Source organism: Mucilaginibacter sp. (genome assembly GCF_039921305.1).
In the GTDB taxonomy this organism is placed as follows: Bacteria; Bacteroidota; Bacteroidia; order Sphingobacteriales; family Sphingobacteriaceae; genus Mucilaginibacter.
Genome location: NZ_JBDSCA010000081.1, coordinates 18368 through 33477, shown reverse-complemented (window position 1 = coordinate 33477; position 15110 = coordinate 18368). Strand labels below are relative to the sequence as shown.

The 15110-nt window shown below is 43.3% G+C and carries 9 protein-coding genes; 6 read left to right on the top strand and 3 right to left on the bottom strand.

Going from position 1 to position 15110, the window contains the following annotated elements; genetic code table 11:
- The first annotated feature begins 52 nt into the window (after positions 1 to 52).
- The 3 genes from ABIN91_RS23590 to sprA all read left to right on the top strand — a co-directional run bounded on the left by ABIN91_RS23590 (position 53) and on the right by sprA (position 10165).
- Complete coding sequence (locus ABIN91_RS23590; RefSeq protein ID WP_348054083.1) at positions 53 to 2347, top strand: NADP-dependent malic enzyme; 2295 nt, start codon at positions 53 to 55, stop codon at positions 2345 to 2347.
- 125 nt (positions 2348 to 2472) lie between these two features.
- Positions 2473 to 3057, top strand: coding sequence for a Holliday junction branch migration protein RuvA (gene ruvA / locus ABIN91_RS23585; RefSeq protein ID WP_348054082.1), 585 nt, complete (start codon positions 2473 to 2475; stop codon positions 3055 to 3057).
- A gap of 25 nt (positions 3058 to 3082) precedes the next feature.
- Positions 3083 to 10165, top strand: coding sequence for a cell surface protein SprA (gene sprA / locus ABIN91_RS23580; RefSeq protein WP_348054081.1), 7083 nt, complete (start codon positions 3083 to 3085; stop codon positions 10163 to 10165).
- A gap of 355 nt (positions 10166 to 10520) precedes the next feature.
- On the opposite strand, the gene pruA is transcribed toward sprA, so the two are convergent.
- Both pruA and ABIN91_RS23570 read right to left on the bottom strand, forming a co-directional pair.
- A complete protein-coding gene (pruA, locus tag ABIN91_RS23575) occupies positions 10521 to 12155 on the bottom strand; it encodes an L-glutamate gamma-semialdehyde dehydrogenase (protein ID WP_348054080.1) in 1635 nt (544 codons plus the stop codon).
- Positions 12156 to 12248: 93 nt separating this feature from the next.
- Entirely contained in the window at positions 12249 to 12896 is a 648-nt protein-coding gene (locus ABIN91_RS23570) for an energy transducer TonB (RefSeq protein ID WP_348054079.1), read from the bottom strand.
- A 115-nt stretch (positions 12897 to 13011) separates the two neighbouring features.
- Here ABIN91_RS23570 and ABIN91_RS23565 point away from each other — a divergent pair, with 115 nt between their 5' ends.
- Together ABIN91_RS23565 and ABIN91_RS23560 are read left to right on the top strand one after the other, a co-directional pair.
- Entirely contained in the window at positions 13012 to 13236 is a 225-nt protein-coding gene (locus ABIN91_RS23565; RefSeq protein WP_348054078.1) for a hypothetical protein, read from the top strand.
- Complete coding sequence (locus tag ABIN91_RS23560) at positions 13221 to 13610, top strand: type II toxin-antitoxin system VapC family toxin (protein ID WP_348054077.1); 390 nt, start codon at positions 13221 to 13223, stop codon at positions 13608 to 13610. The genes ABIN91_RS23565 and ABIN91_RS23560 overlap by 16 nt, the downstream gene beginning before the upstream one ends.
- An 8-nt stretch (positions 13611 to 13618) precedes the next feature.
- On the opposite strand, the gene ABIN91_RS23555 is transcribed toward ABIN91_RS23560, so the two are convergent.
- Positions 13619 to 14527, bottom strand: coding sequence for a serine hydrolase (locus ABIN91_RS23555; RefSeq protein ID WP_348054076.1), 909 nt, complete (start codon positions 14525 to 14527; stop codon positions 13619 to 13621).
- Positions 14528 to 14663: 136 nt separating this feature from the next.
- Here ABIN91_RS23555 and ABIN91_RS23550 point away from each other — a divergent pair, with 136 nt between their 5' ends.
- Positions 14664 to 15053, top strand: coding sequence for a hypothetical protein (locus ABIN91_RS23550; RefSeq protein ID WP_348054075.1), 390 nt, complete (start codon positions 14664 to 14666; stop codon positions 15051 to 15053).
- The last annotated feature ends 57 nt before the right edge of the window (positions 15054 to 15110 follow it).

The window sequence follows — 15110 nt, the reverse complement described above, 5'->3', positions numbered from 1 at the left end:
TTTAAGTTGGGTCAAAAAAGAATCGTAATTTTGATGTCTCTAATCATAACTGATGAACAAGACCAATCGTAAACTCGACGCGTTAGAATATCACTCAAAAGGACGCCCGGGAAAAATACAAGTAGTACCTACAAAACCAACCAATACACAACGCGATTTATCACTGGCCTACTCGCCGGGTGTGGCCGAGCCATGCCTGAGCATAGCCCAAACTAAAGACGATGTTTATAAATATACCGCTAAAGGTAACCTGGTTGCCGTAATTAGCAACGGAACAGCAGTTTTAGGTTTAGGCAATATTGGCCCCGAAGCCAGCAAGCCCGTAATGGAAGGCAAGGGCCTCCTCTTTAAAATTTATGCCGATATTGATGTATTCGATTTAGAAGTTGATTGCACCGATGTTGATCAGTTTGTTAAAATAGTAAAGGCTTTAGAACCAACCTTCGGTGGTATCAACCTCGAAGATATCTCGGCACCAACCTGCTTTGAAATTGAGCGCAGGCTTAAAGCCGAAATGAATATCCCCGTAATGCACGATGACCAGCATGGTACAGCCATTATATCGTCAGCGGCATTGATCAACGCCTGTGAGTTGCAAGGTAAAAAGTTGGACAAGATCAAAATGGTAGTAAATGGCGCGGGTGCCGCGGCCGTTTCCTGCTCTATGCTTTACCTATCGTTAGGGGTAAAGAAAGAGAATTTGGTGATGTTTGATATCAACGGTGTGATCCACCCAGGTCGTACCGATTTGGATGACATGCGTATGCAATTTGCAACAACCCGTACCGATGTGCAAACGTTGCCTGATGCCATGAAAAATGCCGACGTATTTATTGGCCTGTCGGCAGGTAATGTGCTTACACCGGATATGCTGAAACTGATGGCCAAGAATCCTATCGTGTTCGCTATGGCTAACCCTAACCCCGAGATTGCTTATGATGTTGCCGTAGCAGCGCGTAAAGATATCATTATGGCAACGGGCCGTTCAGATTATCCTAACCAGGTGAATAACGTATTGGGTTTTCCATACATATTCCGTGGTGCGTTAGATGTGAGGGCAACCTCCATTAACGAAGCCATGAAACTGGCCGCCGTACATGCTATAGCGGGTATTGCGAAAAAGACGGTCCCCGAAGAAGTAAATCTGGCTTATAACGCCCGTAACCTTCACTTCGATAAAGATTATATCATCCCTAAACCGATGGATAGCCGGTTAATAACCGAAGTTTCATCGGCTGTAGCCAAAGCGGCTATGGAATCGGGGGTAGCGCGCAAGCAAATTACCGATTGGGATGCCTATGCTGAAGAGCTAAAAGCGCGTTTGGGTGTTGATAATAAGATACTCCGTAATTTGACCAATAAAGCCAAATCAGGTTTAAAACGTGTTGTTTTTGCTGAGGCGGACAACTATAAGATCTTAAAATCGGCCCAGATCGTAATTGATGAGGGTATCGCTATCCCTATATTATTAGGAAACGTAGATCGCATCAAGCAGATCATGCTGGACAACGAACTGCAATTAGGCGATGTGCAGATCATCGACCCAAGGCAGGATACCGGCGAGCGTGCCTGTAAATATGCCGATTACCTGTTTAAAAAACGCCAACGCCGGGGGGTTACCTTGTACGAGGCCAAAAAGCTGATGCGCGATCGTAACTACTACGGTGCCTGTATGGTTCAGTTCGGTGATGCGGATGCTTTGATATCCGGTTTAACCAAAAACTATGTATCAACAGTAAAACCAGCTTTACAGATTATCGGTACCGAGCCCGGAGTACCCAAAGTAGCCGGTATGTATATGATGATCACAAAAAATGGCCCTGTGTTTTTTGGTGATACCACTGTTAATGTAAGCCCAACCGCGCAAGATCTGGTTGATATTACAGTATTGATTGAGCGCTCGGTTAAAAAGTTTAACATTAAACCAAGGGTAGCTTTATTATCATACTCTAACTTTGGCTCAAACGAAGGCGATATTCCCGAAAAAACGCGCGAGGCGGTAAAAATACTTCACGAAAAGTATCCTGAAATGGTAGTTGATGGTGAAATGCAGGCTAACTTTGCTACTAACCCAACCTTGCTTGCCGATAATTACTCATTCTCAACCCTGGTTGGTGATGCGGCGAATACACTGATATTCCCTAACCTGGAATCGGGTAATATTGCCTATAAATTATTGCAGGAATTAGGTGGAGCTGAGGCGGTTGGCCCGATATTATTGGGTATGAAAAAATCGGTTCACGTATTACAATTAGGTAGCTCCGTGCGCGAAATTGTGAACATGGTAACTATCGCAGTTGTTGATGCTCAGGAAAAAGAAGCCGCTTTAGCCACCGGGAAAAAATAAATAAAATGAATGTATTGTAATATGTTAAATAGCCGTTACTGTTTCAATTATTAAGTAAATTAGCCACAAAATAATTGTGCTTTTAAATCATTATTTAATAATATTACAATCATTCAAAAAAATACATGTACGCATACATCAGCGGTAAATTAGCATTTAAATGCCCTACCTATGTGGTTATTGACGCCGGCGGCGTTGGTTACCATATCAATATTTCACTAAACACATACAGCAGTATATCTGATAAAGAAAACTGTAAACTTTACACCTGGCTTCATGTAAAAGAGGATGCGCATACCCTATACGGCTTTGCCGAAGAAGGTGAGCGCAGGCTGTTCTTACACTTGATCTCCGTTTCCGGGATAGGAGCGGGTACGGGAAGGATGATCTTATCATCCATAACCCCTACTGAGATACAGAACGCCATTATTAAGGGTGATGTTCCTTTAATACAACGTATTAAGGGCATAGGGCCAAAATCCGCGCAGCGTATCGTGCTGGAATTGCAGGACAAACTTCGTAAAGACGGACCGGATACATTGATTAACGTACCCGTAATACACACGGCGAAAGACGAAGCACTTTCGGCCCTGGTTATGCTGGGATTTGCAAAAAATGTTGGCGAAAAGGCACTTGATAATGCTATGAAGTCGACAACTGAAAATTTAACTGTAGAGCAATTAATAAAAATTGCACTTAAAAGCTTATAATTACTGAACATTTTTACTTAGCCACTTGACCAACACTTTTACCCGAAGGCTTGCTTTCTGCATCGTTTTTTTTGCCGCTATTTTTAGCTGTTCGCAGCTGCGCGCGCAAACGGGTACGCCGTTGAAAAAGGATTCGGTTTCGGCTAAGTATCCTATCAAAATTGATAAAACCAATACGGCCAAAGCCCGCGAGGGTGTATTTGATCTGGATCCGCCAAACCTGATACGTACCATTGAGTACGATTTGGCAAGTAACCGTTACATACTAACCGAACGCGTGGGCAATATGCTTTATCGCCCGGTTCAATATTTAACCTTCGCGCAATACCTGGAACTTAAAAAGCGCGAATCGCAACGGTCGTACTTTAAACAACTGGCCGATAATTATGCCTATGCATCACAGCAACCCGGTTTTATTCCGCAGATAAAAATAAGGAGCCATACATTTGAGCAAATATTTGGCAGTAATACCATTGATATCCGTCCGCAAGGTTCTGCCGAAATGGTGTTTGCCGGGCAGATCAACACCAACCAAAATCCGCTGTTCAATAGTACGCAACGCACACAGGCCAACTTCAATTTTGATCAGCATATCCAGATGAACGTAACCGGTATGATCGGCGATAAGCTAAAGATCAATACCAATTACAATACCGATGCTCAGTTCCAGTTTGAGAACCAGGTTAAGTTGGATTATACAGGCAAGCCCGACGAGATCATCCAGAAAATTGAGGCCGGTACCGTGAGCATGCCATTACCTACCAGCCTTATTACAGGTAGTCAGGCCCTTTTCGGAGTAAAAACGAAGCTCAAGTTTGGTAAGCTGGATGTAACCAGTATTTTCTCGCAACAGCGCTCACAATCACAGCAGATCACCATTACCAATGGTACGCAACAAGCGCCTTTCCGGTTAACACCTGTTGATTATGAGGCTAATAAACACTACTTTTTAGCGCAGTACTTCCGCGATAATTACAACAGGGCATTGGCCAACATTCCCATCATAGCTTCCAATATCAGCATTACCAAAATTGAGGTTTGGACAACCAACCGCAACAACAGTACCACAGATTCGCGCGATATTATTGGCTTTATAGATTTGGGTGAGAATAGACCTTACAACACTACTTTGCTAGCCGGTGGGAGTTCCGCATTGCCTGCGGGTTTTGTAGGGCCGGGCTTTCCGCAGCAATCTAACAACCTGTTAACCAATATTAATAATTTGCCGGGCAATCCGCGTTTAACAAGCAGTACCGCTATTAATACTTATTTCCAGTCTACCGGGGCTACCAATAACTATTCAAAATTAACCTATGCCCGTAAGCTTACCGATAAAGAATTTACCCTGCATTCGCAATTGGGTTATATCTCGTTAAATTACCCATTAAACAACGATGAGGTTTTAACGGTAGCTTATCGTTATACCTACAATGGTGTTGAATACCAGGTGGGTGAGTTTTCATCGGATATTAAGGTTGACCCCGCCGCTCCAACCGCTTTATATACCAAATTGCTGAAAGGCGAGATCTTAAAAACCAATCTGCCAACCTGGAAACTGATGATGAAAAACATCTATTCGCTGGGGGCATACGGTATTAGTCCGGCTGATTTTAAACTGAACATTACCCACCTTGATAACGCATCGGGCATTGAAAAACCCATTATGGAAGAGGGGCAGAATACCAAAAATAAACTCTGGATACAAGTAACCGGTTTAGATAACCTAAACCAGCAAAGCCAGAAACAACCCGATGGTTATTTCGACTTTTTGGAAGGCATAACCATTGATTCACAAAACGGACGGATCTCCTTCCCGGTACTGGAGCCTTTTGGTAAAGATCTGGCCAGTAAATTTTTGCCAAGCGAGCAGGATCTGGTTAGTAAATATGTTTATCAACCGCTCTACGATTCTACCAAAACTGTTGCGCAGCAATATTTCCCACAGTTAAACCGATACATTATTAAGGGAACATACACCTCGCAATCGGGGTCAGATTATCAATTGAACGCCATCAATATCCCGCAAGGTTCGGTAGTGGCAGCATCAGGCAGTTACAAACTGATTGAGGGAACTGACTTTACAGTAGATTATAATGCTGGCAGGGTACGTATCCTCAACACATCTTTACTTGCATCGGGCCAACCCATTACCATCAATGTAGAGAATAACGAACTGTTTGGTGTTCAGCAAAAGTCGTTATACGGCTCCCGGTTTGATTATAAGGTTGATAACAAACTAAGCGTTGGTGCAACCATAATGCACCTAAGCGAGCAGCCCATTACACAAAAAATAAGCATTGGCGATGAACCTATATCAAATACCATTTGGGGTTTTGATGCCAATTATAGTTCATCATCGCGCATGTTAACCCGTTTGGTTGATAAGATCCCTTTCATATCAACCAAAGCGCCATCATCGGTAAACTTTAGCGGCGAGTTTGCACAACTAATACCCGGCCATCCAAGCGCCTTAAACTTCGCCGGAGCTAACGGAACATCTTATTTGGATGACTTTGAGAATAGCCGCTCATTGATCGATATCAAGAGCGCTATTAACTGGCAAATATCCGGCACACCGCAACTCTTTTCCGAAGCACAGTTTACCAACAACCTGTCATACGGCTACAACCGTGCAAGGCTGGCTTTTTATAATATCGATCCTATATTCTATAACCGTTCAAGCGGCGATTCGCCACCATTGGCCAATGCCAGTAACGAGCTATCCAACCATTACGTACGCCAGGTTTTTGAGCAGGAAGTTTATCCATACAAGCAATCGGTAACCGGTACGCCGCTGCCATTGCCCACTTTAGATCTGGCCTATTACCCAACCATCCGCGGTCCGTATAACTTTACAACTACCGGTTTAAATATTGATGGTACGCTGCAAAATCCTAAAACCCGATGGGGTGGCATGTTCCGCCGCATTGATGTAAACGATTTTGAATCACTTAATGTGGCCTACATTGAGTTTTGGGTACTCGACCCATTCATCTACAAGCCCGCATCACCGGGTGGCGATCTGTATTTCAACCTGGGTAGTATCTCCGAAGATATATTAAAAGATGGCCGCAAAGGTTTAGAGAACGGTTTGCCTGTTGATGGTGACCTGACCAAAGTTGACGAAACCGTTTGGGGTCGTGTGCCCAAACTACAACCCGTAGTAAACTCGTTCGATAATAACCCGGATGCCCGCCTTTTACAGGATGTAGGTTTAGATGGCATGAACGATGCCGACGAACGTGTAAAATATGCCAGCATTGTTGCACAGGTAAGGGCGCAGCTAAATGCTACCGCTGCCAATAATTTTGCTAATGACCCTTCTGGCGATGATTTTCAATACTACCGTGGCGGTGCTTTAGACCAGGCCAATGCCGGTATTTTACAACGCTATGCCAAGTACAACGGTACCGAGGGTAACTCCATGACATCCCAGCAATCACAGGCTTTGTTGGGGATCTCAACAGGTGCTTCAACATCACTGCCGGATGGTGAGGATGTTAACCGCGACAATACGATGAGCGAGGCTGATGAGTATTTCCAATACAAAGTATCAGTGCGCCCGCAGGATATGTTGATCGGTCAGAATTTTATCACCGATAAGGTAGCCGCCAATGTAAAACTGGCCAATGGTACTACCCAAACAGTAAACTGGTACCAGTTCCGCATCCCCATCCGCAGCTACCAAAGTAAGGTGGGTAATATTCAGGATTTTAAGGCTATCCGCTTTATCCGCATGTTCATGACCAACTTTGCCGATACCGCCGTTCTCCGTTTTGCTGCCCTGCAATTGGTTAGGGGCGAATGGCGCGCGTTCAACACCGAAAATAACCCTGCAAACGTAATTGCCGACCCAGGTTTGGGTACTACACCCGCTTTAGATAATTCTACCATTGACGTAGGTACCGTTAACATTGAAGAGAACGGTACACGCTCACCAATACCTTATGTAGTGCCACCGGGCATTGTTCGCCAGCGCGATTATAATAACCTGGCTACTAACGTTCAATTGAACGAACAATCCCTATCGGTTACGGTTAAGGCGCTCCGTGATGGTTATTCAAGGGCAACCTTCAAAACCTTCAATAACGATCTGCGCCAGTATAAACACTTACAAATGTTTATCCACGCCGAGCAAATTGGGGCTTCATCACTAAAAGACAATGACATTAGCGGCTTTATCCGGATGGGAGTTGACTATGTAGATAACTACTACGAGTACGAAGTGCCTTTAACAATTACTCAACCCGGTACAAGTGATGGGGGTTTGATATGGCCTGCTACAAATAGTCTTGATTTCGATTTATCGCTGTTAACCAATGCCAAAATTGCCCGTAATAATGCCAGGCTAAACAATGCTTCGTGGCCTATTAATGTTCCGTATACCTTTACCAGCGGCAAAAACAGGATCACCATTAAAGGTCAGCCCGATTTGAGCCGTTTGGCTACCGTAATGCTGGGTGTGCGCAACCCCTACAAAGGCAACGTAGCATCTGGCGATGATGGTTTAGATAAATCGGCCATTGTATGGTTTAATGAGTTACGCTTAACTGATTTTGAAGAGCAGGGCGGCTGGGCGGCAACTGCCCGTTTAAATGCCAAACTTGCCGATCTGGCTGTGGTAACCGTATCCGGAAGTATGAGTACGGCAGGCTTTGGAAACATTGACCAAAAGGTGAGTCAGCGCAGTTTGAACGATACCCGTAATTTTGATGTATCTATGAATATGGAGCTGGGCAAGTTTTTCCCTGAAAAAACTGGTATGCGTATCCCGCTTTATGTTGATGTGTCATCACAATTAATCACGCCGAAATACGATCCTGCATCGCCGGATTTAAAACTGAAGGACGAGATAAACGCAGCATCCGCGGCCAAACACGATTCTATTCAAAACGTGGTACAAACGGCCGAAGATTATACCCTGCGTAAGAGTATCAACCTGGCTAACGTTCATAAGGTTAAAACAGATGTTAAATCGCCAAACCATCTTTGGGATGTTGAGAACCTGAGCGGAACCTACGCCTATACCGAGTATGATCATCATGATTTTACCACATCAAACGCTTTGCAAAAAACCTACAAGGTATCATTGGCCTATAACTATAGCGACCAGCCGAGATACTACACACCTTTTCAGAAGGTGATCAAGAACAATTTGCTCGCTATCTTCCGCGATTTTAACTATAGCTTATTACCATCGCGCTTAAACTTCCGGATCGATTTTGACAGGTTATATTCCGAAAACACCCTGCGTAATAACGACCCTAATAACTATATCCCGTTAAACCAGGATCTGCTAACTACTTATAACAAAAACTTCCTTATTACCCGTGTATATGGTATCGGCTGGAACTTATCCAAATCATTACAGATGGATATTGACGCCACCAACCTATCCGTAGTTGATGAACCTGCCGGGCGTATCAATGGGTTAAAGCAGGATACCTTGTGGAACAATTTGAAGAGCCTTGGCCGTACTACCGATTATTACCATACGCTTAACTTTGGCTATACTGTACCCATCAACAAAATACCGGGCTTAGACTGGACAAGCCTCGTTGCCCATTATCAAACCAAATTTGAATGGAAAACCGCGCCGCTTTTCGCCATCACCGATCCCCAGTTTAACGTAGGTAACAGTATTCAAAATTCGCGTGCTATCCAATTAAACCCAACTTTGAACCTGGTATCGCTCTATAACAAATTTGCCTTCATCCGTAAAGCCAGCGATCCTAATAATAAGGGTAGCGTGAGCAGCGTATTGGTAGGCTTGTTAACCAGCATCAAAAATATTAGTGGCTCATACAACCGTACCGAGGGTACATTTATACCGGGTTACCTGCCTAATACTAATTGGTATGGCGAAGACCCCAGCTACAATGCGCCGGGTATAGGCTTCTTATTAGGCAGCCAGGCCGATCTTCGTAGCCGTGCGCTGGCTAACGGCTGGATCAGTAGGGACACCTTGCAAAACCAGTTATATGTAACTACCCTTAACGAGGATATGCACTTTAAAAGTTCTATCGAGCTGTTAAAAGATCTGCGTATTGAGCTAACGGCCTTTAAAACCCGCAACCTTAATTATCAAACCAACTTTAAGTTTTCGCCGCTTACTAATAGTTTTGAAAACCTGAGTCCGTTAACTACAGGCGATTACAGCATCTCGTACCTATCCATAGCTACCGCGTTCAGCAAAAGCAGCGGGGTTAACAATACATCAAGCGTATTCCAAAAATTCCTGGATAATCGTACCGTGGTATCACAACGACTGGGCCGTACTAACCCTAACTCCACCGGTGTAACGGCTGGTTTTGCCGATGGCTACGGGCCAAACTCACAGAATGTATTGGTTGATGCCTTCCTGGCCGCATATTCAGGCAAAGATCCATCGGGTTCTAAAACTGGTGGCTTCCCCAATATACCGATACCAAACTGGCAGATCACCTACGGAGGCTTAAGCAAGCTGCCATTCCTGGCCGAGATCTTCGACTCGTTCGATATCCGCCATGGCTATCGTTCAAGTTACAATATCAATGGCTTCAGCACCCTGCAACGTTACCACGAAAGCAATGGCGGTGTTGATGTGCGCGATGTGAACAACGATTTCCTGCCATCGTACCAGTTCTCGCAGGTAACTATTTTTGAGCAATTTGTGCCCTTGATCGGGATGGATATGCGTTTTCATAACACCATGACCACTAATATAGAATACCGCCAGGCCCGTACACTGAGCTTAAGTTTGGCCAACAGCCAGCTCGCCCAGCAAAACGAAAGCAACCTGGTATTTGGCTTTGGCTACCGTACCAACCACTTCAGGTTCCCATTCGGCTTATTCAGCGGTTTGTTGTTAAATAACGACATGAACTTTAAGCTCGATTTCTCTATCAACGATACCAAAACTCTCATCTATCGTGCCGACGTACAATCTGCCGAAGTATCATCAGGTTCACAAAATATCGCCGTAAGGCCATCGGTTGATTACATGCTCAACAAACGTTTCACCATGCGCGTGTTCTACGATTCAACCATCACAAAACCATACACCTCACAAGCCTTCAACACTTCGTTCGCCAACTTCGGCTTTAGTTTGAAATTGTTGTTGCAGTAAGAAAGATTTGAGACAATAATCTCAATAATAGTAATAACAAATTATGTCTGCCTGTCGGCAGACAGGGGTATTTATGGGTGTTTTCACCATGCTGTCATTGCGAGGTACGAAGCAATCGCACGGAGCCAGTTAGCCATTTTATCAGTCTTGCATAGTTCGCGATTGCTTCGTACCTCGCAATGACACACATGAGTAAATATGGGTGTTTCAAAATCTCAATTCTGCATCTTTCCTCTCGCTCTCATTCCCTACAATATACAAAATTCAATCCGTATAAACAAAAAATAGCGCTGGGTTTCAAACCCATCGCTATTAATATGCTTTTCAAAAACTCCCCCTTTAGGGGGCTGGGGGGCTATTCCTTATCCAAAAACGGATACTTATAACTCTTCGGCGAATCAAAAGTTTCCTTAATTGTCCTCGGTGAAACCCAGCGTAATAAATTGATCATAGAACCAGCCTTATCGTTAGTTCCAGAACCCCTGGCACCACCAAAAGGTTGCTGACCAACTACGGCTCCGGTTGGTTTATCGTTCACGTAGAAGTTCCCGGCAGCATTGCGTAGGGCATGCGATGCCTGTGCGATAGCATACCTATCCTGCGAAATGATACATCCCGTTAAGGCGTAGATAGATGTAGTATCTATAATGCCTAATACCTTATCAAACTCAGCATCATCGTAAACATAAAGCGTTAATACCGGGCCAAATAATTCTTCGCACATGGTAACATAATGCGGGTCTTGCGTAACAATAACGGTTGGCTCAATAAACCAGCCCTTGCTCTTATCGTATTTACCACCGGCTATTACCTCAACTTTACTATCGGCATTGGCGGCATCAACATATTTAGCCAGTTTATTAAACGATTTCTCATCAATAACGGCATTCACAAAATTCTCGAAATCCTCAACCGGGCCAACCTTGATCTCGGACAGGTCACGCAGCATACCTTCCTTAATTTTAGGCCATAGTGATTTTGGCAAGTAAGCCCTCGAAGCTGCCGAACATTTCTGCCCCTGGTACTCAAAAGCGCCACGTACCAAAGCGGTAACAGCTACATCAACATTGGCGCTTGGGTGGGCCAGCACAAAGTCTTTACCACCGGTTTCACCCACAATGCGCGGGTAGGTTTTATATTTATGAATGTTGGTACCAATAGTTTGCCAGATATTCTGGAACACCGCGGTCGATCCTGTAAAGTGAACACCCGCAAAATCAGGGTGACTGAATATAATATCGCCCGCAACTGGCCCGTCAACATAGATCAGGTTAATTACACCCGCCGGAACACCAGCTTCAATAAAGGCCTGCATCAAAACATTGGCGGCATAAACCTGGGTATCGTTCGGTTTCCAAACTACAACATTACCCATCATAGCTGCCGAAGTTGGCAGATTACCCGCTATAGCCGTAAAGTTAAATGGCGTTATAGCGAATACAAAACCCTCCAAAGGGCGTTGCTCAACACGGTTCCATATCCCTTTTGGAGATACGGGAGGCTGTTGCGCATAAATTTCGGACATGTAACTTACATTGAACCTCAAAAAATCAACCATCTCGCAAGCCGCGTCAATTTCGGCCTGGTAAGCGTTTTTAGATTGACCAAGCATAGTAGCCGCGTTAATTTTAGCGCGGTAGGGTCCGGATAATAAATCGGCAGCTTTTAAAAATATGGCCGCACGCTCTTCCCAGGCTAAAGCTTCCCATCCCGCCTTAGCGGCCATGGCGGCATCAATAGCGGCGTTAACATGAGATGCATCGCCAATATGGAAATTAGCTAAAATATGTTGATGATCATGTGGCGGGCGAATGGTTCCGGTATTCCCGGTACGTACTTCCTTACCACCAATGTACATGGGTATGTCGGTTACTTTTGAACGGCCTTCGGCAAGGGCAGCCTTTAAAGCGGCACGTTCTGCACTATTCGGAGCATAATTCAGCACCGGCTCATTATGCGGTGTGGGCACATTAAAAAATCCTTTAAGCATGTCAGTTATAATAAGATTGCAAAGATAAGGATTTTGTAATGCCCCGTTAACCGGATAGATAATTGTGAGAATTAGGTGATTAATTATTCGTATCTATAAATTAAATGGTAAGGTATACTGCACACGTACGATTCTACCGTTTTGTATACCAGGCCTCCAATGCGGTGCATTTTTAAGCAAATTGATAATTTGTTCGTTTAATAATTTTTCGCCACCTCTAATTATCTTAATGTTGCTCAACGAACCATCTTTTTCAACCACGAATTGAGTAAACACCTTTCCTCTATATTCTCCGGTATATTTTAATTTTTGACTCAAATATTTTGTCCACGCAGTTTCGCCACCAGGGAATGACGGGTCAATTTCAGATATACCACCAAAAATCATATCTTTTTGCGTAGTGTCTGTTCTCAAAACCACGTTTTTGCCTTGGTATAATAGTGGTTCTCCTTTTACATGATTATCACAAGCGTTTAAACCCAATAATAACATAGCCGCTGATGCTAACCTATACCATTCAGGTCTTTGTGGCGCTATTTTAATACGGTTGGCATCATACATGCCACATAAAGGTTTGCCGCTTTGTCTAAAGATTTCTAATATTTCATCCTCGCTCATACCCCTAAAATCAAAAACCATTTGTTTACAGCTATTACAGTGCCAGCCACCACCGCAAGGTTGTAATTCGTCCAATGCTTTGGGACATTTAAAAGATAGCTGAATGTTTTGAAAAGCTTCCATAAATATTGGTTTATACTATACAGATGCCGGGGCAAACTGTAATTCCATAAATGGTTGTAATAAAAATTGCATTTAATTCATTATATTATCAATCAGAAAAATCTTAAATTTGAATATGCAATTACAAGTTGATATAGGTTTTGACCAATTGGTTAAATTAGTGAAGGCTTTGCCCAAAGCTCAACTATTGAAGCTTAAGCGTGAAATAAATAAGGAAAAGCTTGAAACGGAAAAAGACGATTTAAAAACGTTTTTATTAAAAGGACCTGTATTTTCAAAAGACCAGCTTGATGCTATCGAGGAAACCAGAAAAGGTATTAATCAATGGCGGACAAAATAGTATTAACAGATACTTCTATCTTAATCGACTATTTTAGAAAGAAAGATAAATCCAAAACTAAACTTATAGAATTATTAGATCGTGGTTATGAATTTTGTATTTGTGTAGTAACTGAATATGAGATTTACTCTGGTGCAACAATTCAACAAAATGAATATTGGAAGGATTTGCTTCAAAGAATTATTGTACTTCCGTTTGATCAATCAGCTGCACAGGTTGCTGTTACTATCAACAACAAGTTAAAACTCATAAATAAACAAATAGACACCGCCGACTTATTTATTGCTGCTATAGCTATAAGCAATGACTTGCCTTTTGTAACACTCAATAAAAAACACTTTGAGCGGATTGAAGATTTGGAACTGGTTGAATAACTCGCTTGTTACCAATACTTCTCCATCCCCACAGCAGGCACCCACTTATCCTTAGGCTCAAAATAGTGCCACAGCATGGCCGATAAATTCCTGATCAGTACCGATGCCTCATTATCATGCCGCCAGCTTTGGTCTTTAATGTTTTTGGTGATGATACAGAAAACATAATCCCCATGCGGCGCATTCACCATCACCACTTCCGATCGTGAATCGTTAACCGCGCCCGATTTGGAAGCTACCTGTATATAAGGTGGAATCTGAGATAACGCGTTCCCATCCCAATATATCCGGATCAGGTTGCGGTACATGCGCTCGCTCGCCGCAGGGCTAACCGCTTTGCCTTGTTGTATCATGGTCAGCAAGCGGCACATTTCTTTGGGCGATGTAACACCCCAGCCATAAGCTCTTTGCATAGCTTGCCTTCCGGGTGTGCGCGAGTTGATCCGGGTACTTTCAAAACCATTTTGCCCCAGCCAATCATTAATGTGTTGGCCCGTAACCAGTTTTTGGATCCATAAGCTTGCCGTATTATCACTCATCGTGATCATCAGCATAGCCACTTTACCTAATTCTATCGAATCCCCGTTTTTAAACGAACCTAAAATATCTTCCCCCGCGTACAGTAACGAATCGCGGTAACCCAGCTTTTGGTGATATTTCAATTCGCCTTTTTCAACCTTATCCATTAATCCGCATTGTATGCTCACCTTGATCATGCTCGCCGTAGGGAACAGCGTATCCGCGTTAAGCATAGCCACTTTACCTGTTTTTAAATTCTGTACATATAGGCCAACGATTCCCTTAAAATCTTTGGTAAGGTCCTCAATTTTAGCCTGTAACTTTTTATCGCTTTTTTGTGCGTAAGCCTTACCGGCGATGAAAAACAGAAGGATAAAGAGGAGATAGAATTTTTTCATGAGATAATGTTTAGGCTAATTTAACGTTTTCGACTAAATAATTGCCCTGCCGTTAAATAGTATATTTTATGTCAGCTTATTACAAAAGCCATATTTGAGGTTTTTAAATTAACATTTGTTCGCTATCTTCGCAGTAATGAGTATCAAAAAATACATGGTTTACTTTTTACTCTTCGCCTTTTTCATGGCGAGGGTTGAGCCTGTGTTTCCATACTTAAAGGCGGTGCCTAAGGTTACCCACAACTTAATCACCAATATCACTTCTTTTTGTACCGGATCGGACAAGGTAAATTTAATGGCCGATGTTGCCATTGATGATCAGGACGATCAAAACAACAAAGAGGCTGAAAAAGAGGGCGAAAAAGAATTTGGCAAATCGGTAAAAGAAGAATGTAAAATGCTTTTGCATGATCACGTTGCCCATCTCATTTTCAGCGCCAATTCTATCCAAACCCTGTTCCACCTTTACCAATCCGGTAAAGAACGTACCCACGTAAACGAAGTATTCCGACCACCACTCGTTTAATTGAATCAATAGATCTTCTTTTTGCTTAACGCAAGGCAGGTATCCACTTGTCCCGGA